Source organism: Streptococcus parasanguinis (assembly GCF_001069785.1).
Taxonomy (GTDB): Bacteria; Bacillota; Bacilli; order Lactobacillales; family Streptococcaceae; genus Streptococcus; species Streptococcus parasanguinis_T.
Map to the genome: position 1 here is coordinate 1 of NZ_JVSR01000092.1, position 25,967 is coordinate 25,967.

Consider the following 25,967-nt stretch of genomic DNA (forward strand, 5'->3'; position numbering starts at 1 on the left):
AGAGAGTGGGACAGAAATCGGTAATTCGTTAGAATTCGATTTCGTCGTCCTACCTCCGCATAGTTGAGTAGGGCTGTAAAAGCTGATGAAATCAGCGTAGTAGAGCCCACTCAACCACTGCGTCTTGCTCGATAATCCAAAGACAATTGAAGAGGCCAGGACTTTTGTCCCAGCCTCTTCCGTCAATTATTCATTCATATTCACACGATGCCATTCATTGATGACATAAGCTAGTTCTCCCAACTGATAAAGACCAACACCACTGATTTCAGAACTTTCTGGGGTCGTTCCACCCAGTCCTGCAGTATAGATGGCAACCAAATAAGGGGTCGATTCATGGACAATGGCATCCACATTGAGCGCTTCCGCAACATAGCCCGGTTTTTGTTGAATGACCAAATCTGGCAAGAATTTCTTATAGTACTCACCTGGGAAAGATTCCCCAATCAATTCCAACAAATCTGCATATTTTTCTTGATGATTCCAAAGATATTGCAAGACATGGATATAATAATCCGTTGTCGTTTTATTATCTTCGCTAAAGGTTTTGACTTCTGGTGAGCGAGATTGACCATAGCGACTGAATAACTTGCGCGCTTGCTCCATTCCCCCTAAACGATCTGCCAAGGCATAGGCTGGGGTATTTTCAGAGTAAACTAATGAATAGCGTTGCATATCAGGGATAGACATGGCTCCATCAAAGGCAGCAACGTAATTGTCATGTTCCCCTACATATTCATAGTAGGTATTGTTAATGTCAAACCGATCTGTTAAATTGAGTTTCCCCTTTGTGACCTCATCCACCACCAACATGTTCAACGGTAGCTTATAGGTACTTCCTGCCGTCATTGGTTGAAGATCATTCATAGCAAATTGCTCTCCTGTAATGGCATTGCGATACGTGAAGGCAACTTGTGACGGATCAATTCCACTTTCCGCTAGGAAATCCTGGACAACCTCTACCAACCCCTTATTAGCATAATCATAGACAAGGCCATAAGCACTCATCGTTTCCATGTCTGCATCGACCACTGCTTGCTTGGCTTCAGGAGATTTGACACGTGGTTTTTTCGTCTCAGGCGTAGACTTTTCTATATCTTTTTCTTTTGCTTCTTTTGTTTTCTTTTCTTTTTTTTCAATTGCTGATGCTGTTGGTTGCGTAACATGCAAGTAGCCCAGTGCGCTTGTTCCCACTAAGCACAATAAAATACTGACCGCAATCATGATCGAGCGTAGATTAAAATATTTTTTCATACGAGATTAATTATAAAAGATTCTACTGAAAATAACAAGAATTATCAGAAAGAGAAAACGGTTTCTTTTTAAAAAGTTTTTTTCTTTTCATAAAAGGGTTATTTCCGTTTAAAGGAGCCCATAATTAGCTTAGCGATCTCACGCGCAATCGTCCGGAATAAGGAACTCAAGAAGGAATCTTTTGCCTTTTCAAGACTAGATTTTCTTGGACGACCCGGACTACGTTTTTGAGCTGCCTTATCTGCTGCAGCCTCTTCCTTTTCTGCTTCTTTTTGCTCTTTTTCTTGTGCTTCCTTGCTTGCTTTAGCTGCTAATTTTTCATAGGCAGATTCTCGATCAATCGTCGTCGCATACTTTTGATGGAAAGGCGATGTCGTGATCAAGGCCAATTGTTCACTCTCATTTAAGAGGTCAAAACTCGATTGAGGAGAGAGAATATAAGCACGCTCAACCACACTAGGCTGTCCCTTTTCATTGAGGAAAGAAACCAAGGCTTCCCCTGTTCCTAATTCTGTGATCACTGTTTCTGTATCAAAATCTGGATTTGGACGAAAACTTTGGGCAGCAACCTTGATCGCCTTCATTTCTTTGGGTGTATAAGCTCGAAGTGCATGCTGAACACGATTTCCAAGCTGTGCCAAAACAGATTCTGGAAGGTCTTGAGGATTTTGGGTAATAAAGTAAATCCCTACACCCTTCGAACGAATCAGGCGTACCACTTGCTCGACCTTCTCAAGAAAGAGCTTGCTTGCATCCTTAAAGAGGAGATGCGCTTCATCAAAGAAGAAGACCAGTTTTGGCTTTTCAGGATCCCCAACCTCTGGAAGTGTTTCAAAGAGACGAGACAGCATCCAAATCAAAAAGGTTGAGTACAATTTTGGTGAATGAAAGAGCTTTGTAGCCGAAAGAATATTGATATAACCACGACCAGATGCATCGAGTTGCATGAAGTCATTTAAATCAAGTGCGGGCTCTCCGAAAAACTGGTCTGCTCCTTCTTCTTCAAGAACCAAGAGACTTCTTTGGATGGCTCCGACAGATTGTTTGGTGATATTGCCATATTGGGCCGAATAGTCTGAACTGTGTTCATAGACTTCCTTTAAAAGGCTTTGCAGGTCCTTCAAATCAATCAAAGGCCAATCTTTCTCTTGGGCTACTTTAAAGACAATTGCAAGAATTCCTGATTGGGTTTCATTCAAATCAAGCAGACGAGAAAGAAGCAATGACCCCATCCCTTCGACAGTCGCCCGAACAGGATGACCCGCTTGGCCAAAGACGTCCCACAATCGAACAGGGAAAGCTTGTGGTTCAAACGGATCTGTGATACCAAGAAGCTTGTAGCGTTCTTCCAGTTTTGGTGTCCATTGCCCAGCTTTGGCTAAGCCAGATAAATCTCCCTTGATATCAGCTAGAAAGACCGGAATGCCTTCTTTGCTTAATTTTTCTGTTAGAACCTTGAGCGTAACCGTTTTTCCTGTTCCAGTTGCACCTGCAATCAAGCCATGACGATTCAACATCCTCAAATAGATAGGCGTCTCAACGGCTCCTTTAGTAATGGTAATACTAGTCATTTCATTTCTCCCTGAATGTTTCAGTTTTCATTTTAAGGTTTATCTTTACCTTGCCTAGGCCCTTCAAACCAGGCTTCAGACAAGTAAGACACACTCCTACTAGTGTATCATTTTCCTGACCAAACGCAAGAAATTATACTCCGATTTTCCGGATGCACATAAAAAAATCTATAAGAGCCAATACTTGCTCTTATAGATTCCTTCATTTTGTTATTTTGCTGCTGCAAACAATTCATTAACTTTATTCCAGTTGATCACTGAGAAGAAAGCTTTGATGTAGTCAGGGCGTACGTTACGGTATTTCACGTAGTAAGCATGTTCCCAAACATCCAAACCAAGGATTGGTGTTTTACCTTCAGAGATTGGTGTATCTTGGTTTGCTGTTGAAGTCACTTCGAGTTTGCCTTCTTTGTTGACAACCAACCATGCCCAGCCAGAACCAAAACGTGTCGTTGCTGCTGCTGTGAAGGCTGCTTTGAAGTCTTCAAATGAACCAAATGTAGCATCAATCGCTGCAGCAAGTTCTGCTGAAGGAGCTGTTTGTTCTGGAGTCATCAATTCCCAGAAAAGAGCGTGGTTCAAATGACCACCACCATTGTTGATCACAGCTTGGCGAATATCAGCTGGAATGGATTCAACATCAGCTAACAAGCTTTCAAGGTCTTCTCCAATTTCAGGATGTTTTTCAAGAGCTGCATTCACATTGTTTACATATGTTTGATGGTGTTTATCATGGTGCAAATGCATGGTTTCCTCATCGATATAAGGTTCCAATGCATCATAAGCATATGGTAATTCTGGTAAAATGATAGCCATTTTATGGTCCTCTTTTCTTTATTACTGACTTGATGATAACGCAAACAGCTAAATTATTCAACTAATCTGCTTGCAATTTCATTCATGTTTAGACGCTATTTGCCACTTTTAAAAGTGCCACATCAAATAAGTAGTCTTTATCATACGTTCCACTTTTAATTGCATAATCCGTCTCGATGAAGGTCATCATGGCCTGCTTCAAAAAGGACAGGGAAAGCTTGCGGCTATCCCGTAAGGCAAACTTCACCTGATATGGATTGACCTTGCGTCCTGACAACTCTGACAAGCTCGCTACGATTTGGCTTTCGGATTGACCTTCTTCTGAAAATATTTTTACTTGAGAAAACATTCGGAATTGTCCCAACAGAATAGCAATCAATTTTATTTCATCTTCTCCTTGTAAGCGGAGATCTTTCACCAAATTCCGGGCTTGATCGATTTGGCGTTTGAGAATCATTTGGGTCAGATCAAAAATATTATCTTGCAAGGTTTTGGGAACAACCTCCTCAATATCTTGGAGGGTAATCTGACCATCCTCTTTATAAGCCCGCAAAAGAGCGAGATTCTTCTGTAACTCTCCAAAATCATAGCCAGATTTTAAAAGTAGTTGGTCCAAGGAATCGCCCACAAACTGCAGGGCCAATTCTTGGGCTTGGCTTGCAAAATAGCGCTTTACCTCTTGCTCTTTAGGAGTCGCTGCTTCAATGATTTGGGCATCCCGTTTTAGGAGTTTGACCAAGCGACGCTTACTATCTAATTTTCCTTCTGCAAAGATCAGCAAATGGGTCGATTCAGAAGGATTTTCCAGGTAGTTTTCAAATTGCTTCAGATCTTCATCTGTTAAATAGCGTTTTTTGGCAGTAGTCAGATCCAATAAGTGATCCAAAATCACAATTTTTTCATCAGCGAAAAAGGGAAGACTGACCAAATCCAGCTCTACCTCAGCATAAGAGGCTTCCTTCATATCAAAATAAGAATAATTCAAATCTGAGGGATCATAGCCTATTTTTTTTAAAATGTCTTTTTTTAACCATTCAAATTGACCTACATCCTCGCCTGTCAAGACAAGAATAGAAGGCAGAGTTTGAACCGTCAGATGTTTAGTGTCGGTAATTGCTTGCATGAAACTCTCTTATCTTTATCCGTTTAGTGGATTTCGTGTTCAGCAGCCATTTTTTGTTCCAATGGTGGTTTTTCATCGGACAAATCAGGTGCTCCTACAAAATTAGGAATTTGCTCAAACGAGTTGCCTCCAAAGCTCCCCCCTGTCGCGGTGACTTGTGGTTCAGAAGTTACTCCCATAGGAGTTTCTACTGGTTTTGGGAAGGTATTTTTTCCTGGAAGCATCATGAGAATCAGGAGAGAAATAACTGTAATCACCCAAAGAAATAGGAAAATATCTAGCCCTGACAATAAATAGAGTAAAACCGGACCAAGGTTCAAAAAGATCCAAGACCAATGGATCCCAGCATCCCGCAAGCGACGTACACAAATGGCTTGACTGGGTACCAAAATGAGGAAGTAAAAGAATGCTAAGAAAGCGAGTGCCCATAGACCTGTTTTAGAATGAACAGTTGAAAAATTGAGTATTTCTTGAGCATTTTGATGGGATAAAGAAGTCACGATGTAAAAAACCCAAAGAGGCAAAGAAATCAGGAAATTCCAGAAAAAAGCTAGCCAAAAATGGGCTCGACTGGTCTTACTTGAAAAATCTGCATACTGTATCCAAAATTGCTTAAATGCGTTCATACGATTCTACCTTTACATTGATTTCACCTTCTATAATAGCAATTTTCAGCATAGAAAGCAAACCTCTCCTTATCTCTAGCGAACCGTTTCTACCCTCCAATGATCCCACCCAATCAAGCGAATCGCTCCTCTTTCATCGGTACGAAGGTAAGAAATGGATCGTTCCTCTAAACGATCAAGCAATTCTTTATGAGGATGCTGGTAGCGATTTTTCTTTCCAACGGAGATTAAGGCCAATTGAGGATGTAGCTGATCCAAGAATACATCACTAGAGGAACCTTTCGATCCGTGGTGGCCTACTTTCAAAACATCCACTTGTAATTGGGGATAGTTTCCCAATAGTTTTTTCTCCCCAGCTTCTTCCAGATCACCTGTAAACAAAAACCGTTTCTGATAAAACTGCCCATAGAGGACAATCGAATCATTATTTTTGCCATCCCCCACTTCATCAGGAGATAAGACTTCGAGATGATGATCAAAAATAGGAAGTTGATCCCCTCTCTGGACTACTTTAACTGGACTATGAAGCTGTTTCAATTTCTCTTGAAATTTGGAACTGGTTAGACTGCCTGGACTGACATACACTTTTTTAACCGGGATTTGTCTGGCAACCTCTACCATATCGCCCATATGGTCCTGATCTGTATGGGTCAAGACCAAAGCATCGAGTTTTCCAACTCCTCGACTCTTGAGATAGGGAATCAAGGTTTTATCCGCGTTGGCAGATTGACTGCGCTCTTGCCACTTGTCTCCACTTTTAAAAGTGACGCGTCCTCCGACATCAATCAAAATGGTCCTTCCTTTCCAATCGCGTAAAAAGATACTGTCTCCTTGACCGATATCCACCATGGTGATCTCATTTTCTAAAGGATGCTTGGTCCAACAAAAGATGAGTAGAATCATACCGATGAACAGAAAACGAAGTTTTTTTTGCTTTCGAAGATCATATAAGGTCCCTAAAAGAAGTAAGAGGACGATCAGAGCTAATCCCGTCGGCTGACCAAATACCAACGGTAGCGACGTGAGCTTTGAAATCCAACGAATACACTCCTCTATGAGAAGAAAGAAACTGTTAAAAATTGTAAGGGGCTTTAGAATCGATAAGATAAACAGCACTGTTAACCCTGGAAGGAGAACAAGATCAAACAAGAAAGAAAATAGGAAGGTTAATGGGAGTGACCATGGTTGAAAGACACTAAAATAATAGGTCAAAAGCGGCAAGATCCCCAGACTAATCCAGAAACTTTCCACTAGCACCTTTTTAATTCCTGAATAAGAATTAGTATTTACCAAGGTCAAAATAAAGGCATAGGCACAACTCAAGACGCCTCCAGCTGTCAGGAGAAACTTGGGCATGAGAATCATTAAGAGCATCAAGGTCATCGCCATATTTTCCATCCCTCGGATGCCCTTTTGAGAGAGGAGTTTTTGTAAGAGACTGCGAACGACTGAAACAGAAAAACCTGTCAAGCCAGCATAGATCAAAGAGATTGGAAGCGTCCAGATATCGACTGTTTCTTGCAAGATTCCTAGACGTAAGAGAGCTTTTCGGATCCCATTAATGAAAAAGCCGACCTGCATTCCAGACAAGGCAAACAAATGAATAATTCCTAAACTAGTGTAAAGCTGATCCATCTCCTCAAAATCCGTATCTAAATAACCAAAAAGAAGGCCGGTCATATACTGGTTCATTGGCTGTGGAAAGCTCTCCTTGCTCCAAACAATGGCTTGGCGCCTCCATTGAGATAGCCAATCGAAAACATTCCACGTTTGGATGGGAAGCGCAGATTGGATCGTTTCAATTCTAATTTGGTGATATATTCCCTGAGTCTTCAAATAAGCTCGATAGTCAAAACCTCTAAAATTTCGCTGCCCTTCTGGCTCTTCTATGACACCCTTATACGTCAACTCTAGCAAGTGGGTTTTACTTTGCCACTGCTGTTTTTCGTTTTCTGATTTTAAAGTATAGAAAACTTGATAAGTTCTACCCTGATTTTTAGCACGAAAAGACAGAGCATCCCCATTGATCTTGATAGTATCTGGAATCAGGCGCAAATGGGCTGGGGGCTGCCTTTCCACTTGTACTGAATGATCCAGTACTCTCTGAAAGACAAAGAAGGCCGCAAAACAAAGAGTTGCTAAAGCAAGACGCAACAAACTTGAGCGATCCTCCTTATAGTGATGAACCACTAAACATATCACCACTACTAGACCGCTGATCGAAAGCCAAGATGGTTGATAAACACTAAAATACATCCAAAGAAGTAAAAAAGCGAGGTGTACAAGCGAAAAAGGGAGCTCTTTAATCCACCGTGAAAGCATCTCTTAATTTCTCCAGTGTTTTCTCCCCGATTCCTGAAACATTCTTCAGATCATCCACTGATCGAAAAGGGCCATTTGCGTCGCGATAGGCGATAATGTCCTGGGCTCGTTTCTGACCAATGCCTGATACCGTCTGGAGCTCTGACTCGGTCGCTCGATTTAAATGGACCTTGCCTGTTTTTTCTGCTGATGCTGACGAAGTTGCAGGACTTTCTGAACTTCCAAGTGCTGGAACATCCTCCCCTTCTTTGGCAACATAAATCACTGCTTCATCAGAGAGTTTTTGCGCCAAGTTGACCGATTGGCTATTGGCTTCAGCAGTCATTCCACCCGCCTTATGAATGGCATCGTGAACTCTGCTATCAGAGCGTAACTCATAGACACCTGGTTGTTTGACAGCCCCTTTGACATCGACCGTAATGATCTCGGGCGCATCAGACACTGAAGCAGCCGGATTTTCTTCTCTTGAACTAGAAGCAGATGTCTTTTCTTTGCTCGAAGTTGAACGGGAAGTCTGATAGAGATCCGGTATTGTTGATGTACTCGACTGAGGTCGATGGAAAAGAAAATACCCTCCAAGTAAGAGTCCGATAGCTGTAAGTGCTAAAAAGAGCTTATATTCTTTGATTTTTTCTATGATATCCTCCATAAGAAACCTCCTCTCACTTTTATTATTCGTAAAAATAAAAAAAACTGAGAAAAATTCTCAGTTTTTTTACTTGTTTTTTCGATGTTTGTCCGGATCCCATACAAAGCTGGCTAGGTAACTAAAGAGCAAGGTCAAGATGCCCACGACTAAGACAAGAGGAATCAAAAGGATTTTTAACAAACGAATCAAGATAAACGGTTTTGTTGGGGTGTTGATCGCTTGCGCCTCCGCATCCAAACGGTCAAACTCCTCTTGAATACGACGGGCAACTTCTGCCACTCCTTCGTCATTCATCTTTTTAATATCCGAAATATCAATGGGATGTCCAAAGTTCATATCAATGCGTTCACCCGTTGCCAACCCTTTCAAGTCTCTTGGACCAGTATATGTCACTGGCATGATACGGACCTTAGCCATTTTGGCAATGATGGCAACACCGCCTTTGACGTCTTGAGAATGACGGCTTCCACTTGGAAACATAATCAAGGAACGGTTGCTCTTTTTCAGCATATTGACAGGATACTTAATGGCTTCTGCTCCCGGATTTTCACGGTCGATCGGAAAAGCTCCACACATACGAATCCACCAGCCAAAAATACGATTGGTGAAGAGTTCTTTTTTCGCCATAAAGATAAACTGCTTTGGCTTGGTCGCAAAGGCCATATAGACTGGATCCCACCAGGTCCGGTGAGGCGATACCAATATGTAGTTCTCTTCCTGATCTGGAATATTGTCCTTATGATGGTAATGGGCATTCCCATTTAAAACCCAAAGAATAAAGGCAACAAGGCCCCGTAAATAGGTATAAAACATAGTTGTTCCTCAAATCCATTTCATTAATCTCTCAACATGATAGTCAATCATATTGAACCTTCTTTCTCATTATACCGTAACCTGATTTTGACCGCAAACTTTTTTTAGATAAAAAATGTCTCAGCGGACCTATTCTAGATAGTCTTTTTCTCAAAAAAATGATATCATATTGTCTATGGAAACGAATGAATTAAAGGGGTTATCCCTCAGTGAAGTCCGCAAGAAAATGGATCGCGGACAAACCAATGATTTTACAACGAATACAAGTACCAGTACCTGGCAAATCATCAAGCGCAACGTCTTCACCTTGTTTAATACCTTAAACTTTGTGATTGCCGTAGCCTTGGCTGCTGTACAGGCCTGGAGCAATATGATCTTTTTCGCGGTTATTTGCTTCAATGCCATTACAGGGATTATGACCGAAATGCGCGCCAAGCGGATGATTGATAAACTCAATCTCATGAGTCGTGAGCTGGTGACTGTCATTCGAGACGGGGAAAAAGATGCGATTCCACCAGAGAAGCTTGTCCTAGGTGATCTAATGCTTCTGTCTTCGGGTGAGCAGATCCCTAGTGATGCTGAAGTCATGTCCGGTATTGCAGAAGCTAATGAGGCTATGCTGACTGGTGAGAGTGACCTGGTCTTAAAAGAAATTGGTGATGAACTGCTTTCTGGTAGTTATATTGCCAGTGGTCAAGTCTATGCCCGTGTCAAGCGAGTTGGGGCAAACAACTATGCCAACAAACTAATGATGGAAGCCAAGACCTTGAAACCTATCAATTCGCGTATTCTTTATAACTTAGCGAAAATTTCAAGCTTCACTGGTAAAATTATCATTCCATTTGGCCTTGCCCTCTTCTTTGAAGCATTGTTGATCAAGATGCTGCCAATCAAAGATTCTGTCGTGAATTCTTCCACAGCTCTCCTGGGAATGTTGCCAAAAGGAATTGCCTTACTGACAGTTACGTCTCTTTTGACAGCGGTTATTAAGCTCGGCATGCGCAAGGTTCTTGTCCAAGAAATGTACTCAGTAGAAACCCTGGCGCGTGTGGATACCTTGTGCCTTGATAAGACCGGTACCATCACCCAAGGGAAGATGACAGTTGAAGCTCTCCATAGCTTATCTGATCATTTTTCTGAGGAAACCATCAAAGTTATCCTTTCAGCTTACATGCAAAATAGCGAGGACACCAATCCTACTGCTCAAGCTATTCGCAAGGCTTATGGGGAGTTGGAGCATGCCTATACTGCGGAAAATATTATTCCTTTCTCAAGTGATCGGAAATGGGGAGCCATGCACCTATCCAACCTTGGAACCGTCTTTCTCGGTGCTCCTGAAATGCTCCTGAAAGAAAATCCAGCTGCTGTCGTCGAAGCACAAGCTCGTGGATCGCGCGTGCTCGTCTTGGCTCACAGTTCAGAACTGATCAGCATGCAGGAATTGAAACTGCCTGAAAATCTTGAAGGGATTGCAGTTATTGAGATTACAGACCCCATTCGTGAAGGGGCTTCAGATACTCTTGAGTATTTGCGCTCTCAAGGAGTGGATCTCAAAATCATCTCCGGTGACAACCCTGTGACGGTCTCTTATATCGCTCAACAAGCTGGCTTCAAAAATTATGAGAACTACATTGATTGTTCAAAAATTTCTGATGATCAATTAGTGGATCAAGCAGAAGAAACAGCTATCTTTGGGCGCGTGTCCCCTCACCAGAAAAAACTGCTTATCCAAACCTTGAAAGCAGCTGGTCGGACAACTGCTATGACAGGAGATGGGGTCAATGATATCCTTGCTCTTCGCGAAGCAGACTGCTCCATCGTAATGGCTGAGGGAGATCCTGCAACCCGTCAAATTGCCAATATTGTTCTTTTGAACTCTGACTTTAATGACGTTCCAGAAATTCTTTTTGAAGGCCGTCGTGTGGTGAATAACATTGGACGAATCGCTCCAATCTTCTTTATCAAAACGATCTATTCCTTCCTCTTGGCTATCATCTGTATTGCCAGTGCTCTCTTCTTTAACGTCAACTATTTGCTGATTTTCCCTTTCATTCCTATTCAAATCACCCTGATCGACCAATTCGTCGAAGGATTCCCACCATTTGTGTTGACCTTTGAACGCAATATCAAACCGGTTGAAAAACACTTCTTGAGACGTTCCCTTCTGTTAGCCTTACCAAGCGCCTTGATGGTCGTCTTTAGTGTCTTGTTTATTCGCCTTTGGGGAGCAAGCCATGGTTGGTCTGCAGCCGATATGTCTACTGTATCCTACTACTTACTTGGATCCATCGGTTTCCTATCCGTTATCCGTGCTTGCCTGCCACTAAATATCTGGCGGGCCCTCCTCATCCTCTTCTCTGTAGTAGGATTCTACGCATCTGCGGTCGTGCTAAAAAACTTGATCGAGATTTCACTCCTTACAACCACTACTTTCCCAGTTTATCTGGCATTGATGGCTATCTTTACAGGAGTCTTTATCCTCACTACGATTCTCCAAAAATATGAATTTGATTAAAAAAAGAGGCTGGGACAAAAGTCCTAGCCTCTCAATTGTCTTTTGATTGTCGAGCAAGACGCAGTGGTTGAGTGGGCTCTACTACGCTGATTTCATCAGNTTTTACAGCCCTACTCAACTGTGCGGAGGTGGGACGACGAAATCGAATTCTAACGAATTAACGATTTCTGTCCCACTCTCTTTTTCTGTTCTGCCCACCTTTCCCCAAGCCTCTTTTCATGCTATAATAGAGCCATGACAGATATCGAATTAAAAGACGGCGAGCGCGTCAATCAACTCTTTTCAAGTGATGTGAAAATCATACAAAATCGGGAAGTCTTTAGTTACTCCGTGGATAGCGTCCTGCTCTCACGCTTTCCAAAATTGCCCAAGCGAGGATTGATCGTAGATCTCTGCGCTGGAAATGGGGCCGTGGGACTCTTTGCGAGCACTCGGACAGAAGCTCAGATTATTGGTGTTGAAATTCAGGAACGTCTGGCGGATATGGCTACCCGCTCCATTACTCTCAATGATTTGAACCAGCAAATGTCCATGATCACCGATGACCTCAAGCATTTGCCTCAACATATCAAGGGCAGTAAGGTGGATATCATCCTTTGCAATCCCCCTTATTTCAAGGTTGATGAGCATTCCAATCTCAATGAGAGTGAACACTACCTCTTAGCCCGGCATGAAATTACCACCAATTTAGATGAGATTTGCCATGTGGCCCAGCGGGTTCTCAAATCAAATGGTCGCTTAGCGATGGTCCATCGTCCAGATCGCTTTTTGGATATCATCGAAACCATGAAGCGCTATAATCTTGCACCTAAGCGGATCCAGTTTGTCTATCCAAAAGTGACCAAAGAGGCGAATATGTTATTGATTGAGGCGATCAAGGATGGCTCACTGGATGGGTTAAAAATTCTGCCTCCTCTCTTTATTCACAATGAAGATGGCAGCTATACAGATGAGATTCATGAGATCTACTATGGAAACTAAGGCTTACATGTATGTTTTAGAGTGTGCGGATGGCTCTCTCTACACTGGCTATACCACGGATGTCGAAAAACGCCTGAAGACTCACAATGCTGGAAAAGGAGCCAAATACACACGGGCTCGCCTCCCCGTTAAACTTCTTTACAAAGAATCCTATCCAGATAAACCCTCTGCGATGTCTGCCGAAGCTCTCTTTAAAAAGAAATCGCGCCAAGCAAAACTAAACTATATCAAAAAGAACCGTCGGACTCCATAGTCCAACGGTTTTTCATTTACAAAATGGTGATACGGTACTGGTGACTCCGTGTCTCTTGAGGGTCCAACTGGATCACACCTTTTTTGTCTTCGAAGAAATCGCCCTCTTCTGCAGATGTGGAAATACCTGTCCAAGGCTCTAAGGCAATGAAGGGGCCCTTGTTATTAGTAGACCAAAGGACCAGATTTTCAAAATCTGCAAAATCAAATTCCAAACCTTTACCTGATTTTTTCGAGATAAGCTTCACAGATTTAGAGGCTAACTGATCTAAAATAATGGCATCTTTTTCAAATAGTTCATGTCGCAAAGGTAGGCTACGCTTATGATCAAAAAATGGCGTCCGCTGCAGGCGATCGACCAATCCAGTTTCTGTGAACAAGAGAGGGACGCTACAGGTTTCTTCTTTTTCAAAAATCAACTCGTAGTCTTCATAGTCTTCATCTGCTAAAAGGGGACAATAAAAGGCTGGATGCCCTCCAATGAAATAAGGCATGACTTGATCAGACTCTAGATTTTGTACACGATAGGTGATGGTGATTTCTTTCCCTTTCAATTCATAATCGATTTCCACTCGAAAATGGTAGGGATAATTTTGTAAGCTCTCGTCGTTAGAGGTGATTTCAAAGACAAGACGATGGTCTGTTTGTTCTTTGAGTTCAAACTCTCTCTTGCGAATGAGGCCGTGTCTTGGAAGCTGGCCTGTCTTCACTCCATCTTTTAGATGATACTGTACTTGGCCATTACGAACGCTCCCGCAAATCGGAAACAGAACGGGCGCTTGTCCTGACCAATACTCTGGATCCCCCTGCCAGAGATATTCTATGCCTTCTTTACTTCGAATAGAGCTCAATTCCCCTCCAAATGTCTTAAATTGTACTTCTAGATCATCATTTTTTAATGCAATCACCATGGGCGACACCTCTTTATAATTAGTATAGTTATTATATTCATTATAACCTTTTAGAAGAGATTGTCAATTTTTATTTTTCTAGTCAAAAATTTTAAAAAAATAAGAAAAAATCCTTGACATGGCTTGGAAATAATTGTAGACTTAATATGTTAACAGAAATATTCCGTTTTAGGAATTCATTCTTTCTGTTGTCTGACTTTTTTGGATGCTCCTTATCATGATACATTTTTTCTAAAAGAGTCAGTTATCATTTAGGTCTCCTTATAAATATACAAGGGTTAACAGCTGGTTAACCCTTGTATTTTTGATTTTCATTAAAAAAACGGCCTATTGCTAGACCGTTCTTAGGGCTTATTTATCCCCTTTGTTGCGGATAACAAATCCATTTTTCTTTTCATTGGAAGTACGATGAGGACGTTTGTTGCCTTTGCCTTCAAAGTCTCGGCTATTTTTATTGGACTTGCGTTTGAAATCACGGCGTCCACCTTCACGGTCATCTCTGCGATTGCGGTCACGACGTTGGTCTCCACGACGGCCATTTCCACGGCCACTTTTGCCTTTTCCACCAAAGCCACCACCGGATGGTTTAAATGGCAATGGTTTTTCACGCGCAATTTCAACTTCTGGAAGGCTGTCTGGATCTTGAACGGTCAAGCTCAAAATATACATAGCCAATTCTTCAGGAGTAAATTCTGCAGCCAATTTGCGAGCATCCTTACCAAACTTCTCAAAGTTAGTTCGGATTTTTTCATCCTCAAAGTCTCGCTCAATTTTCTTCAGCGCTACTTGTTTTTTCGCTTGGAAGGCTTCTTCTGCTGTTGCAGGTTTCATTCCCTTCATCCGCTTTTTGGTCAAGTTCTCAATGATTTGCAAATAGCCCATTTCATTTGGCGAAACAAAGGTAATGGATTGCCCTGTTTTCCCAGCACGACCTGTCCGTCCGATCCGGTGAACATAGCTTTCTGGATCTTGTGGAATATCGTAGTTGTAGACATGGGTCACACCTGAAATGTCCAAACCACGTGCCGCAACGTCCGTTGCCACCAAAACGTCCAAGTTCCCATTTTTAAAGTCACGAAGTACACGAAGACGTTTGTTTTGATCCAAATCTCCGTGAATCCCTTCTGCTCGGAAACCACGGATCTTTAAGCCACGCGTCAATTCATCGACCCGGCGTTTAGTCCGACCAAAGACAATGGCAAGCTCCGGTTGCTCGACATCCATCAATCGAGTCATGGTATCAAACTTTTCGCCTTCTTTGACACGAATATAGTATTGATCGACCAAGTCGGTGGTCAATTCTTTAGCCGCAATCTTAACGTGTTCGGGCTCTTTCATAAACTGAACACCAATGCGTTTGATCGCTTCTGGCATCGTTGCTGAAAAGAGCAAGGTTTGACGTGTTTCTGGAACACGGCTAATGATAGCTTCGATATCTTCCAAAAAGCCCATGTTGAGCATTTCATCTGCTTCATCCAAGATCAAGGTTTCAATATGATCGAGTTTCAAGGCCTTGCGCTTGATCAAATCTAGCAATCGTCCAGGGGTTCCCACAACGATATGAGCACCTGACTTCAAGGCTTTGATTTGCTTTTCAATGCTTGATCCACCATAGACAGAGCGGACTTTAACACCCTTGCTGCGTCCAAAGCGGAAGAGTTCTTCCTGACTTTGAACCGCCAATTCACGCGTTGGGGCAATAACAAGGGCTTGAATTACTGTGTTATCGACATCAATCTTCTCCAAAGTTGGAAGACCGAAAGCAGCCGTTTTACCGGTCCCTGTTTGCGCTTGGCCGATGACATCTTTTCCTTCAAGGGCCAAAGGAATAGTTTGTTCTTGGATGGGGCTTGCTTCTACAAAGCCAGCTTTTTCGATTTCTGCTAATAATTCAGCAGATAAGTTAAATTCATTGAATTTCAATTCTTTCTTCTTTCTAAAAAGTGGTGCGAAGCCACTTTATCAAACTTCTTTCAATGCGAATACGCACTGATTGCATAGGAAGTCATCTTCCCGGTTACCTGTCGCAAGACTCATCTAAAGAAAAACTAGTCCGTCTGTTTAAGACTACATTTTCTTTAGAGAAAAATGTTTTGCGTCCTAACGGATGTTGTTGACTAGAATCGTTTTTTCAAACAAATAGGCAACATGATCCTATTTGCGGGAGTCTTCTTTCGAACAGAAGCCTTCCATCTGTTCAGTCTCCCCACCATTTCTCTCATACAAGTTTGCAACTTATCTAGTATAACATAATGAAGAGGCAAATGATAGTCACAGGAGACTAATTTTATTTTTTAGGAAAAAATCTTAGATAGCTTAAGATTATAAAAACGCCCCTAAATCTAGCCAGGACTGGTTTTCTTCTTGCGACCATTTCATATACTTCATCATTGGAGTATAAAAAAATCGGAAAACTTTTATTTTTTGGTAACTCTTATCTTGCGTTTTTACAAATAAATATGTATAATACAGTTAGTATCTAAAATATTTCTGTATAAAGAAATAGGATCATTTTATCTGATTCAACGATTTATTCTAAGTTCTGATTTATTTAGAACCACTCAGTACTATTAAATCTACTCCTACTATTTCCAAGAAGATTTTGTACAGTCGATGAACTATTCACACTGCCCCTTCTTTGGAGAGGAGGGCAGGTGTCTAGATGGTTCCTATTTCTCAGATTATTCTAGATACGAAGAGGCTCGGATTTCTCCAAGCCTCTTTTTTTTTATCTTTTTTTCACAATCCACCGCATAACTTTTGCTAAAATGAGCCACAATATAAAGCTACATAGGGATACATAGATCCAAGCATTGGGATCCTCTGTCATCGGAAGAGGGATATTCATCCCAAAGAAACCGGTGATAACGGCTAAGACCGCCAACAAGGCTTCAAAGATGGTTAGGGTGGTCAAGTTGTCATTCAAGTTGTTGTTTAGGATATTGTTGTAAGATCCTGACAACTGTTGCAAGACATTGGAAATTAACTCAGTCATCGAAACCAACTGACGCGCTTCGATCATGGCATCATCAAACTGCTCTTTTTCAACATCATTCATCCTGCGATAAATGGCATGTGCTTTGATATGTTCTAGCAACATCCGATTTTGCTTGGCTGCCGCGACCAGATACACCATACCGGTCTCAAGGTCAGACAGGGCATAAAGATTCTTGGTCGTCGTTGTCTTTCGAAGCAAACGATTGAGTTCATCCTTGTGCTTATCTAAGCGATCAATAATCGGATAATAAGCATTACTGATCATTTCAAGACCTGCAAAAAGCAACTTATAGATCGACAGCTCCCCATGGCTTTCCAAATAGCGAACCATTTGTTCAATGATATAGGCATTGTCCTGATTACTGATGGTCACGAGTCGCGTATCTTGAACGATAAAGGTCATGGGGATGGTTTCGTAGTATTCCTTGTCCTTTTCTAAATCCAATACATTGTAGATAAAGGTGATCGTTCCGTTTTCTCGATTGTAATCCATATGGGCACGTTCGTTCTTATCCATCGCGTACTCAATGGTTTCTTTGTCAATATCGTATTTTTTATAAAGATATGAATTTTCAGCAATCAAATCCGAGTCGATATTGATCCATTTCCGATCTTGACCCAATTGTTTATCGATAAACATTCCGTCTCCTTTCTCAACTGTTCTCTATCAACATGATTTTTTATTTAAAGACCGCACTGGCTAATGCTTGCTGGATTTCAATGACACTGTTGTCACTCTTGAATTGTAAAACTTCTGAAGGTTCCACTGCTGAAGAGACCCAGATTTTTAATTCAGCATCCAAATCAAAATGACCGGAAGTTTCTACTGAAAATCGAGAGATGGAGCGATAAGGAAGGGATTTGTAGGAAGTTTTCTTTCCTGTTACTCCTTGCTTATCCACCAAGATCAAACGAAACTCTGTAAAGACGATTAAATCACGAATCAAGCTAAAAGCAAGTGTGACTTGCTCTCCCGGCACCAAGATATCTTCCAGATCTCTTTCTACTTTATCAACATTCTTTTGAGAGGCATTGCCCATCAAACCACTTAGTAATCCCATAGTTTCTCCTTTATAAGCGAAAACGGGTAGATTTTCGTCTTCTTATTCTATTGTTATGGATCGGTTTTGAATCGTTCCTTACCCCATCTTTTCTTCCAGCTCAACGTCTGGATACTTATCCGCAAACCAACGGAGGGCAAAGTCGTTTTCAAAGAGGAAGACTGGTTGGTCAAAGCGGTCCTTCGCCAAGATGTTTCGGCTTGAAGACATGCGCTCATCTAAGTCTTCTGGTTTGATCCAGCGAACGGTCTTTTTACCCATTGGGCTCATGACCACTTCGGCATTGTATTCATTTTCCATCCGGTGCTTAAAGACTTCAAACTGAAGTTGACCAACGGCACCAAGCATGTATTCACCTGTTTGGTAATTGGTATAGAGCTGAATAGCTCCTTCTTGCACCAATTGCTCAATCCCTTTGTGGAAGGATTTTTGCTTCATGACGTTCTTAGCTGACACTTTCATGAAGATTTCAGGCGTAAAGGTTGGCAGGGGTTCAAATTCAAACTTGTTTTTGCCCACTGTCAAAGTATCTCCAACCTGATAAGTACCGGTATCGTAAACCCCGATGATGTCTCCTGCTACAGCATTGCTGACATTTTCACGGCTTTCGGCCATAAATTGAGTTACGTTAGATAACTTAGCACCCTTACCAGTACGAGGCAGGTTGACGCTCATCCCACGCTCAAATTCGCCAGATACGATCCGCACAAAGGCGATCCAGTCGCGGTGACGAGGATCCATATTGGCTTGGATTTTAAAGACAAAGCCTGAGAAATCCTTGTCATAAGGATCGACAAGTTCTCCATCTGTCTTCTTGTGGCCGTGTGGCTCCGGGGCAAACTTGAGGAAGGTTTCCAAGAAAGTCTGTACTCCAAAATTGGTTAAGGCTGAGCCGAAGAAGACGGGAGTCAATTCACCCGCAAGGATGGCTTCTTCTGAAAATTCATTTCCAGCTTCTTGCAAGAGTTCGATATCATCTTTTACTTGCTCATAGAAGGGGTTGTTGGCAAAGAGCTTGTCTCCGTCTTCTAGACTCGCAAAACGTTCATCCCCTTTGTAGAGTTCCAAACGTTGGTTATAAAGATCATAGAGTCCCTCAAAGGCTTTCCCCATCCCGATCGGCCAGTTCATTGGGTAACTGGCGATACCTAAGACTTCTTCCAATTCTTGTAAGAGATCCAGTGGCTCACGACCGTCCCGGTCTAGCTTATTCATAAAGGTAAAGACGGGAATGCCACGGTGTTTCACAACCTCAAACAATTTCTTGGTTTGAGCCTCAATCCCTTTGGCAGAGTCTACCACCATGACGGCAGCATCCACCGCCATCAAGGTCCGATAAGTATCTTCTGAGAAGTCCTCGTGCCCTGGCGTATCAAGGATATTGACCCGTTTGCCATCATAGTCGAACTGCATAACAGATGAGGTTACCGAAATCCCACGTTGTTTCTCAATATCCATCCAGTCAGATTTAGCAAAGTTTCCTGTTTTCTTCCCTTTTACGGTACCGGCTTCCCGAATCTCTCCCCCAAAGTAGAGCAACTGCTCTGTAATCGTCGTTTTACCAGCATCCGGGTGGGAGATAATGGCAAAGGTACGGCGTTTTTTAATCTCTTCTTGTACGTTCATATTCCTAATTCTTTCTCTTTTTATTTTCTGATAAATTTACAAATTCATCTTTACATCGGATCTCTCCTCAATTTCTCTATCTCTCCTATTATAGCGAAAATAGGCACTTTTTTCAACGATGATTCTTCTTTGAGAGCAAAAAGAAAGACTAAAATCCGTAGATTCTAGTCCTCTCATCATGACTGTTAGAAGGCTCCAAATCCTCCGCCACCGCCACCATCAGAAAAGCCACCGCCGTCAAAGCCACCACTGCCATCTGAGGAGTTAGTAGAGAAGCTTGAAACGCTATAGGAATCATCAGCATAACTCATCAAGGTAGAGCCGTCTAGGAAGGAATTTGAGGAGGTCGTTAGCCAAACAACAGTGTCCCAGTTTTCATATGGCAAGGAAATCTGATGATTTTTGAGTACCTGACTCACTTTTTTAGCTTGACCATACATAGTTGCATAGACTAGGATACGATTCCATAGAACAACACTCTCCAGTTCTGCTTGATTGAAATTTGGAATACTTTCGATCATATTTCGAAAGGCCATCCATTCAAATTGTTCATCCAAGTTCTCTAAGGATTGGAGATGTTCTTCGCGAATTTTCACAAGAATATAAAATGGAATGAAGAAGACGACCAACAATACAATCATCCAAAAATAGAAGGAAGATAGGTGGGAACCAAATCCAAAAGATAAGAAACACATGCTCACAAATAAGATCAGTAAGAGCCAAAAATGTAAGGCACAGCCTGTTTTTGAAAAAGCTTCTTCTTTTTCAGATAAGTCTCTAAAATAAGAAGGCAATCCTAATTTCGCAATCTCCTTCTCTACCCCTTTTGACAATTGCTGGGCATCTTTTTTTAACAGTGATTGAACGTCATTTCCGACCTTTCGAATACGGTCTCGTTGGGTGTCTGATTTAGCAGCTCGAAAGTCTTTTTTTAGGGCTACTTTGTCGATTTTATACCTTGAAAATACTTCACTGATATTGATTTGAGATTCTTGATCAAAGATCATTTCAATAAACTTCAATTCAAAATCAGCCAAGCCTTCATAATGGAGACAGGTCAAGGTTTCCCCATTTTCATCCCTAGTCAACCGAAGATTTCCTCGATCAATAAGATCTAACATAGTTGCCTGGATGAGATGATTAAATTTTAGTTGCCCCTTCTCTCTAGACATCACCATCCGTTCAAAATCAAGTTGATACAGTGCCTTAGCTAGGACAAGAGGAGGTAAATTCTGTGGTGGTTCGTATAATCGTACTCCTTTTGCAATCCGACGAGTTCTGGTACTGATAAAATACCGGATCCATGGAATGAAAGCTAGGATAAATAAAAGAACCGATACAATTGGAACGACCTTGAGTAGAAGGGTCCGATAGAGGAACGTTTTTTGTTCAATGGATTTCTCTTTTTTGAGAAATTTCTCTTTTCCATTTCCCTTGTTAATCTCATTTGCTTGGTCTCGACGCAGGGCCTCTGTCATTGGCCAATAGGCATGCAGTTCGAGCTTACCATTTTTTGGAAAATCCTTTGTCCAAATATGATAACCAGTTGCAGTCCGTTCGACTTGGGCTGGTGGATTAAAGTAACCAGTATGGGCATACAGTTTTCCCTGCTTGGCATCCAAGCCATCTACATAAAAATCTAATTTCGCGACTTTCTCATCTCCATCTGAAATAGGAAACCAATTCAGTTCTGCAATATCCTTGTAGAAAGTCAAGAGATGATCAATCTTCCATTTTACTTTGATCTTGACCGTTCCTCCGACGATACGGGCATTGTATATTTTTAATTGCCGACCATCTTCCAGGTCTGTCTCCTCTACACGAATCGCACGTTTTTCCCCATCCACATAGGCTTCCACCTCAGGATGACGATGAATCTTAAACCCTTTTGGAAGAGGATCTGCGCTTCCTAGGGTCACATATTGACCATGATAGCCTGTCTGAAACTGATAGGTAATCTCTTGTGTAAATGTTGCTTGGCTATCTTCCTGCAATTGGAGGTGTCCTACATAGGATTCAATCGAATAGCGAACTTCATCATCTGCATGTGCGATCGTGATTGTACAAACCAAACTCCAAATGAGGGAAATCATTAGCAAGAAACGCTTCATATATTCTCCTTTAATATAAAACAGGGTTGAGACCGAGATATCCCAACCTTCCTACTTGTTATTTTCTCACTTTCACCCGCTCACTTCTGCGACTGAAGAACTGATTAAAGAGTAATAAAGCAAGAGCTAAAATACTGGATACAACCAGATAGTTGAGCCACACCTTATCCCCTCTCATAATCGGAGGGCGGGCCATCAAGCCATAATTTCCTCCCGTCAATTGATTGACTCCAACCAGGAATAAATCTAAGGCAAAGGTATAGAGAACAATCTGACTATTTTTTAAGAGGTTTCGATCATACCATCTCAAGAGATAAATCAAGGAATTGATTAAAAGACAGTAATGTCCGAGGAGGAAAGAAAAGCTTGTAATATGAGGGAAAGTATAGGGATCAAAGACTGGATAACCCAAGGCAAAGATGGCTCCACTCACTCCCATCAAGGCAAAGAACTGTTTACTTTTCCAGCGGTCTGGTAAAAACAAGACCGCAAACATGGCCAAACGGCAATGATAAAATGGTAAGCTATTGGACCAAGGAATGTGGTAGGCAAAATACCAAAGATACAAGCAAATTAACTGGAAGCCTTGTAAGTATTGAAAGCATTTGCGAAATTGCTCATTCTGATAATAGCGAAGTGACATCATAATCGCTGTCACAACGAACAAGACCATCACACTATACCAAAGTGCTGAGATTGCTGGTGGTGCTGTTGATTCTGTAGTGAAAAAATGATGCATAAAATCTCCTTATTTAAACAGATTTAGGTATTCTTCTTTTCTTACTGTACTGAACGATCGTATTGATGAAAATCAGTGTCCCCGTCATGAGAACTGTCACGATGAAATAGTTGAGCACAAGGCCATGGTCACCGATCACAGGAGGCCGACGCATAAAGCCGTAGTTTCCACCTGTTGCGAGATTCGCAAGCTGAATAATGGCATTGATCCCAAACGTCATCTGACAGATTTTCCAAACAGCCCCTTCTTCCACCTGGTAGGATTGAACCAGATAGATCAAACAGTTGGCCAAGAGAGCCCAGTGACCAAAGACATTGTTGATCGAGGATACGTGAGGAAAAGGGTAGGGATAAAAGACGGGATGAACCAAGGCCATAATGGAGCCAAAGACTCCCACGAGGGCAAAATATTGCTTGAAGCTGCTCTTAGGAGCTAAGAGAATAATCCACATAGCCATCCGGCTATGATAGAAGGGAAGACTCTCTGAAAGAGGCAAGCGAGCAGCTAGATACCAAGAGTTGATGATAAGCAACTGGATCAACTGCCCCCAATACCAAAAGTTTTGGTAGGCTTTAGAGTGAGCAAATCGAATGGACAGAACTCCCACTACCACCAATGAAGTCGGCAATAAGAAATACCAGACTCCTAATTGAGGAGGGGCCGTTGGTTGACTGGTGAAAAATAAGTCCCAAAGTGTCATGATTTCTTTCCCTTATCTGCTCTTTTTATTCTGAACGCGAAACGATACTCTCTTCGACCATCTTGTATTTGTATTTATAGCGTTGATTGACCAAGCAAATACCAGCTACCATCACGATGCTGACCAAGAGGTAGTTAAAGAGAGCACCGTGGTCTCCAATGATTGGTGGACGTCGTAAGAAGCCGTAATCTCCTCTGGTCAAAAGGTTGACCAAAAAGATGACTGCATTCATGCCAAAGGTGATCTTAACAATTCGTAAGCTATCTTGCTTTTCCGACTGATAAAAATCTTGCAGGTAAATCAAACTATTGGCAAACAAGGCCCAGTGACTAAAAATCAGATTGAGCACAGTAATATGGGGGAAGGGGAAGGGGTCAAAGGCTGGATAAACCAAGGCCGCAATGGATCCTAGAACTCCCAACAAGGCAAAATATTGCTTGATATAGGTCCCTCTCGGTGCAAAGAGGATCGCAAGCATAGCCAAGCGACAATGATAAAAAGGCAAATTATCTGTCAAAGGCATGTGGGCTAGAATATACCAAGCATTGATGGTCAGGACTTGAATCAATTGTGCCCAGTACCAAAAGCGTTGGTAGCTTTTTGACTGCGCATATTTGATAGAAAAGTAGCCAACCACCAACAAGGAAACTGGTAGGAAAAAATACCAGAGTCCAAACTCAGGCGGGGCTGATTTTTGGTTCGTAAACAATAAATCCCAAAGTGTCATTTTTATATCCCTTTAATTTATAGATCGTTTTTAATCACAATACAAATCTCGTTTCCCATCATAGACCTCCCAAAGGAAGTTCAATTGTTCTTCTGTATTGCGCTTGGTAGAAAGAGCAGGCATTTTCTCTCTCTCAAAAAATGCAAGATCGGAAATTTCCTGATTCTGTTGAAAACTTCCATCCAGCAATTCACATTCAAATACCAATTTCACATATTGGCGGCTTTGCAATTGGTAGCGATTGGTATCAAATACTGCCAACAAGCGATTGACACGTGCTACATAGCCCGTTTCTTCTTGGATTTCCTTTAAAATGTTTTCCGTCGGAGAATAGCCAACCTCACCAAAACCACCCGGCAAAGCCCAGGTCTCTTCTCCCTGACCTTTCACCAGACAAAGTTTTCTATCTTTGACAATCCAAGCCCTAACATCAATTAAGGGGGTGTCATAATAGTTTGTCGGTCGAAACAAATCCGATAATTCTTGTGAATTCAGATCAGTCGTTTCTCTCACAAGATCCTGTAAAATTTCACGAATATCCTGGTAGCGCTCTTGATCAAATGGATCTTTTGAGAATGCTAAGCCTGTATTGGTGATTGAAATCAAGCGCTGAATGTCCTTCAGTACATTATTACTTACCATTCTCCAATTCCTCTACCAATTTTGCCAGATTCATGGAATTGCTTCCCTTGATAAGGATTTGGTCTTGCTCTTTCAAGCTTTCCTTGACTTGTTTGACCATGTCCTCAAACTGATCTTCCTCAGCTGTCTTCTTGAAATAATAGACATGTCCGAGTGGGAACATCTGGCTCGCTAACTGAGCCAATCCTGCAATGTCTTGGCCGTAGAAAATAACCGTATCCAAAACATCCGGCGACAGGCTGAGGATCATTTGATTGTGCAGATCAATGGATTGCTCCCCTAGTTCTTTCATATCTGCCAGGACGGCTAATTTTCGACCATTTGGATTAGCAGGAATGGTAGAGAAAGTTTCTAAGATTAGGCGCATAGCCGTTGGATTGGCATTGTAGACATCGGATAGGATATCCGCTCCGTTACTGGCCTTCTTCCATTCTGTCCGGTTGCGCGTCAATTGCAAGGTTTCAAAACTGTCACGAATCGCAGCTTCACTCACTCCTTCTTTCAAAGCAACATAAGCTGCAATCATGGCATTGGTCGCATTGTATTTTCCTGTTACCGGAAGATCAATCGCTTCTTCTAAGAAATTAGCTCGGAAAGTTAAGCTATCCTTTCGCTCAATTAACTCAGTAATAAAAATCTCCTCGTCTGGCCCAAAGCGAACGACTGTTTGATTTTCAGGGAGGTAGGCATTGACGATCGGATCAGCTGGAACTACCAGAAGACCGCCTTCTGGCATCCCGTCCGCAATCTGGAGTTTTCCTTTTGCGATCTCACTTCGATCTTTAAAGAATTCCAAATGGGCTTCCCCAATCAAGGTGACAATAGCAGCTTTTGGATGCGCCAGTTCTGACAAGAGATGGATATCTCCTAGATGGTCTTGCCCCATTTCAAGGACGAGTTTGTCTATCCCTTCTGGCATATGCAAAACCGTATAAGGCAGACCAATTTCGTTATTATAGTTCCCTTGTGTTTTATAGGTCAGGTAAGTAGTGGACAAAAGCTGTGCCAACATATCTTTTGTGGTGGTTTTACCATTTGACCCCGTCACTGCAAAAACATCCACTTTTGTCTTTTGAAGATAGGCTGCAGCTAGTGTTTGAAAAGCGCTCAATACATCTTCCACCAAAATATAAGGGTGGCCTTCTACCACTTTCTCTGAAAAAGTGGCTACAGCTCCATTTTCAAAAGCAGTCTCAATAAAGTCATGACCATCACGCGCTCCCTTTAAAGGAACAAACAGATCTCCAGGCCCAATCAAACGGCTGTCAAATTCAGGCTTGACGAGGGCCACATCTTCAAATTGGCTGATATCATTTTTTGCATGTACTAGATGAGCAACTTCATGTAATGTGAGATTCATATCCGACTCCTCAGTTCTCCGTAGCGTCTTCAAAAATTTGGACGCTCCTATCAAATTCTTCTCATTATACCATATTCTAGACCACAAAAAAAGTGGCTGGGACAGAAGTCCTAACCTCTTGATTGTTTTTGGATTGTCGAGCAAGACGCAGTGGTTGAGTGGGCTCTACTA

Annotated in this window: 23 protein-coding genes; 3 read left to right on the forward strand and 20 right to left on the reverse strand. The window is 41.9% G+C overall.

Features of this window, described 5'->3' with window-relative positions:
• The 9 genes from ADG03_RS11795 to ADG03_RS08335 form a co-directional block, all read right to left on the reverse strand.
• The coding region (locus ADG03_RS11795; RefSeq protein ID WP_204373413.1) for a hypothetical protein at positions 1 to 186 on the reverse strand (186 nt) is incomplete at its 3' end.
• Positions 187 to 1,254, reverse strand: coding sequence for a serine hydrolase (locus ADG03_RS08300; RefSeq protein WP_049472135.1), 1,068 nt, complete (start codon positions 1,252 to 1,254; stop codon positions 187 to 189).
• A 98-nt stretch (positions 1,255 to 1,352) separates the two neighbouring features.
• The gene (locus tag ADG03_RS08305; protein WP_049472134.1) at positions 1,353 to 2,825 is read right to left on the reverse strand and encodes a helicase HerA-like domain-containing protein; all 1,473 of its coding nucleotides are present in this window, start codon (positions 2,823 to 2,825) and stop codon (positions 1,353 to 1,355) included.
• Positions 2,826 to 3,035: 210 nt separating this feature from the next.
• Positions 3,036 to 3,641 (reverse strand): superoxide dismutase SodA, encoded by a 606-nt coding sequence (gene sodA, locus ADG03_RS08310; RefSeq protein ID WP_003006336.1) that lies wholly within the window; start codon positions 3,639 to 3,641, stop codon positions 3,036 to 3,038.
• Positions 3,642 to 3,729: 88 nt separating this feature from the next.
• Positions 3,730 to 4,764, reverse strand: coding sequence for a DNA polymerase III subunit delta (gene holA, locus ADG03_RS08315; RefSeq protein ID WP_049472133.1), 1,035 nt, complete (start codon positions 4,762 to 4,764; stop codon positions 3,730 to 3,732).
• Between the two features lie 23 nt (positions 4,765 to 4,787).
• Positions 4,788 to 5,390, reverse strand: coding sequence for a DUF805 domain-containing protein (locus ADG03_RS08320; RefSeq protein WP_049472132.1), 603 nt, complete (start codon positions 5,388 to 5,390; stop codon positions 4,788 to 4,790).
• A 75-nt stretch (positions 5,391 to 5,465) separates the two neighbouring features.
• Positions 5,466 to 7,712, reverse strand: a complete 2,247-nt coding sequence (locus ADG03_RS08325; protein ID WP_049472131.1) for a DNA internalization-related competence protein ComEC/Rec2 — start codon at positions 7,710 to 7,712, stop codon at positions 5,466 to 5,468.
• On the reverse strand, positions 7,693 to 8,361 hold the full coding sequence (locus tag ADG03_RS08330) for a helix-hairpin-helix domain-containing protein (protein ID WP_049472130.1): 669 nt from the start codon (positions 8,359 to 8,361) through the stop codon (positions 7,693 to 7,695). Before ADG03_RS08330 ends, ADG03_RS08325 begins: the two co-directional genes overlap by 20 nt.
• 66 nt (positions 8,362 to 8,427) lie before the next feature.
• Positions 8,428 to 9,174 carry a lysophospholipid acyltransferase family protein gene (locus ADG03_RS08335; protein ID WP_049472129.1) on the reverse strand — a complete coding sequence of 249 codons (747 nt, stop codon included), beginning with the start codon at positions 9,172 to 9,174 and terminating at the stop codon, positions 8,428 to 8,430.
• A gap of 175 nt (positions 9,175 to 9,349) precedes the next feature.
• Between ADG03_RS08335 and ADG03_RS08340 the strand changes: the two genes are divergently transcribed.
• From ADG03_RS08340 to ADG03_RS08350, 3 genes are all read left to right on the forward strand, one after another.
• Complete coding sequence (locus tag ADG03_RS08340; protein ID WP_049472128.1) at positions 9,350 to 11,689, forward strand: cation-translocating P-type ATPase; 2,340 nt, start codon at positions 9,350 to 9,352, stop codon at positions 11,687 to 11,689.
• Between the two features lie 234 nt (positions 11,690 to 11,923).
• Positions 11,924 to 12,670, forward strand: coding sequence for a tRNA1(Val) (adenine(37)-N6)-methyltransferase (locus ADG03_RS08345; protein ID WP_049472127.1), 747 nt, complete (start codon positions 11,924 to 11,926; stop codon positions 12,668 to 12,670).
• Positions 12,660 to 12,923, forward strand: a complete 264-nt coding sequence (locus ADG03_RS08350; protein ID WP_049472126.1) for a GIY-YIG nuclease family protein — start codon at positions 12,660 to 12,662, stop codon at positions 12,921 to 12,923. Before ADG03_RS08345 ends, ADG03_RS08350 begins: the two co-directional genes overlap by 11 nt.
• A 16-nt stretch (positions 12,924 to 12,939) precedes the next feature.
• Here ADG03_RS08350 and ADG03_RS08355 read toward each other — a convergent pair whose 3' ends face one another.
• The 11 genes from ADG03_RS08355 to ADG03_RS08405 form a co-directional block, all read right to left on the reverse strand.
• Entirely contained in the window at positions 12,940 to 13,833 is an 894-nt protein-coding gene (locus tag ADG03_RS08355) for an aldose 1-epimerase family protein (protein WP_049472125.1), read from the reverse strand.
• A gap of 351 nt (positions 13,834 to 14,184) precedes the next feature.
• Positions 14,185 to 15,756 carry a degradosome RNA helicase CshA gene (gene cshA / locus ADG03_RS08360; RefSeq protein WP_049472124.1) on the reverse strand — a complete coding sequence of 524 codons (1,572 nt, stop codon included), beginning with the start codon at positions 15,754 to 15,756 and terminating at the stop codon, positions 14,185 to 14,187.
• Between the two features lie 805 nt (positions 15,757 to 16,561).
• Positions 16,562 to 17,470: a magnesium transporter CorA family protein gene (locus ADG03_RS08365; RefSeq protein WP_049472123.1), complete on the reverse strand. Its 909-nt coding sequence runs from the start codon at positions 17,468 to 17,470 to the stop codon at positions 16,562 to 16,564.
• 40 nt (positions 17,471 to 17,510) lie between these two features.
• Complete coding sequence (locus tag ADG03_RS08370; protein ID WP_003015210.1) at positions 17,511 to 17,891, reverse strand: PH domain-containing protein; 381 nt, start codon at positions 17,889 to 17,891, stop codon at positions 17,511 to 17,513.
• A 78-nt stretch (positions 17,892 to 17,969) separates the two neighbouring features.
• A complete protein-coding gene (locus ADG03_RS08375) occupies positions 17,970 to 19,517 on the reverse strand; it encodes a peptide chain release factor 3 (protein WP_049472122.1) in 1,548 nt (515 codons plus the stop codon).
• Positions 19,518 to 19,702: 185 nt separating this feature from the next.
• Complete coding sequence (locus ADG03_RS08380) at positions 19,703 to 21,628, reverse strand: DUF2207 domain-containing protein (protein ID WP_049472121.1); 1,926 nt, start codon at positions 21,626 to 21,628, stop codon at positions 19,703 to 19,705.
• Between the two features lie 58 nt (positions 21,629 to 21,686).
• A complete protein-coding gene (locus ADG03_RS08385) occupies positions 21,687 to 22,367 on the reverse strand; it encodes a YwaF family protein (RefSeq protein WP_003006294.1) in 681 nt (226 codons plus the stop codon).
• 13 nt (positions 22,368 to 22,380) lie between these two features.
• A complete protein-coding gene (locus ADG03_RS08390) occupies positions 22,381 to 23,067 on the reverse strand; it encodes a YwaF family protein (protein ID WP_003006292.1) in 687 nt (228 codons plus the stop codon).
• A 25-nt stretch (positions 23,068 to 23,092) separates the two neighbouring features.
• Positions 23,093 to 23,794 carry a YwaF family protein gene (locus tag ADG03_RS08395; protein ID WP_003006289.1) on the reverse strand — a complete coding sequence of 234 codons (702 nt, stop codon included), beginning with the start codon at positions 23,792 to 23,794 and terminating at the stop codon, positions 23,093 to 23,095.
• A 30-nt stretch (positions 23,795 to 23,824) separates the two neighbouring features.
• Positions 23,825 to 24,436 carry an NUDIX hydrolase gene (locus ADG03_RS08400; protein WP_049472120.1) on the reverse strand — a complete coding sequence of 204 codons (612 nt, stop codon included), beginning with the start codon at positions 24,434 to 24,436 and terminating at the stop codon, positions 23,825 to 23,827.
• Positions 24,426 to 25,796: a UDP-N-acetylmuramoyl-tripeptide--D-alanyl-D-alanine ligase gene (locus tag ADG03_RS08405; RefSeq protein WP_049472119.1), complete on the reverse strand. Its 1,371-nt coding sequence runs from the start codon at positions 25,794 to 25,796 to the stop codon at positions 24,426 to 24,428. The genes ADG03_RS08400 and ADG03_RS08405 overlap by 11 nt, the downstream gene beginning before the upstream one ends.
• Between the last annotated feature and the right edge of the window lie 171 nt (positions 25,797 to 25,967).

Excerpts from the sequence above, each read along its gene's own strand:
- ADG03_RS08300 (WP_049472135.1), bottom strand. The coding sequence starts at position 1,254 with ATGAAAAAATATTTTAATCTACGCTCGATCATGATTGCGGTCAGTATT.
- ADG03_RS08305 (WP_049472134.1), bottom strand. The coding sequence starts at position 2,825 with ATGACTAGTATTACCATTACTAAAGGAGCCGTTGAGACGCCTATCTAT.
- sodA (WP_003006336.1), bottom strand. The coding sequence starts at position 3,641 with ATGGCTATCATTTTACCAGAATTACCATATGCTTATGATGCATTGGAA.
- holA (WP_049472133.1), bottom strand. The coding sequence starts at position 4,764 with ATGCAAGCAATTACCGACACTAAACATCTGACGGTTCAAACTCTGCCT.
- ADG03_RS08320 (WP_049472132.1), bottom strand. The coding sequence starts at position 5,390 with ATGAACGCATTTAAGCAATTTTGGATACAGTATGCAGATTTTTCAAGT.
- ADG03_RS08325 (WP_049472131.1), bottom strand. The coding sequence starts at position 7,712 with ATGCTTTCACGGTGGATTAAAGAGCTCCCTTTTTCGCTTGTACACCTC.
- ADG03_RS08330 (WP_049472130.1), bottom strand. The coding sequence starts at position 8,361 with ATGGAGGATATCATAGAAAAAATCAAAGAATATAAGCTCTTTTTAGCA.
- ADG03_RS08335 (WP_049472129.1), bottom strand. The coding sequence starts at position 9,174 with ATGTTTTATACCTATTTACGGGGCCTTGTTGCCTTTATTCTTTGGGTT.
- ADG03_RS08340 (WP_049472128.1), top strand. The coding sequence starts at position 9,350 with ATGGAAACGAATGAATTAAAGGGGTTATCCCTCAGTGAAGTCCGCAAG.
- ADG03_RS08345 (WP_049472127.1), top strand. The coding sequence starts at position 11,924 with ATGACAGATATCGAATTAAAAGACGGCGAGCGCGTCAATCAACTCTTT.
- ADG03_RS08350 (WP_049472126.1), top strand. The coding sequence starts at position 12,660 with ATGGAAACTAAGGCTTACATGTATGTTTTAGAGTGTGCGGATGGCTCT.
- ADG03_RS08355 (WP_049472125.1), bottom strand. The coding sequence starts at position 13,833 with ATGGTGATTGCATTAAAAAATGATGATCTAGAAGTACAATTTAAGACA.
- ADG03_RS08365 (WP_049472123.1), bottom strand. The coding sequence starts at position 17,470 with ATGTTTATCGATAAACAATTGGGTCAAGATCGGAAATGGATCAATATC.
- ADG03_RS08370 (WP_003015210.1), bottom strand. The coding sequence starts at position 17,891 with ATGGGATTACTAAGTGGTTTGATGGGCAATGCCTCTCAAAAGAATGTT.
- ADG03_RS08375 (WP_049472122.1), bottom strand. The coding sequence starts at position 19,517 with ATGAACGTACAAGAAGAGATTAAAAAACGCCGTACCTTTGCCATTATC.
- ADG03_RS08380 (WP_049472121.1), bottom strand. The coding sequence starts at position 21,628 with ATGAAGCGTTTCTTGCTAATGATTTCCCTCATTTGGAGTTTGGTTTGT.
- ADG03_RS08385 (WP_003006294.1), bottom strand. The coding sequence starts at position 22,367 with ATGCATCATTTTTTCACTACAGAATCAACAGCACCACCAGCAATCTCA.
- ADG03_RS08390 (WP_003006292.1), bottom strand. The coding sequence starts at position 23,067 with ATGACACTTTGGGACTTATTTTTCACCAGTCAACCAACGGCCCCTCCT.
- ADG03_RS08395 (WP_003006289.1), bottom strand. The coding sequence starts at position 23,794 with ATGACACTTTGGGATTTATTGTTTACGAACCAAAAATCAGCCCCGCCT.
- ADG03_RS08400 (WP_049472120.1), bottom strand. The coding sequence starts at position 24,436 with ATGGTAAGTAATAATGTACTGAAGGACATTCAGCGCTTGATTTCAATC.
- ADG03_RS08405 (WP_049472119.1), bottom strand. The coding sequence starts at position 25,796 with ATGAATCTCACATTACATGAAGTTGCTCATCTAGTACATGCAAAAAAT.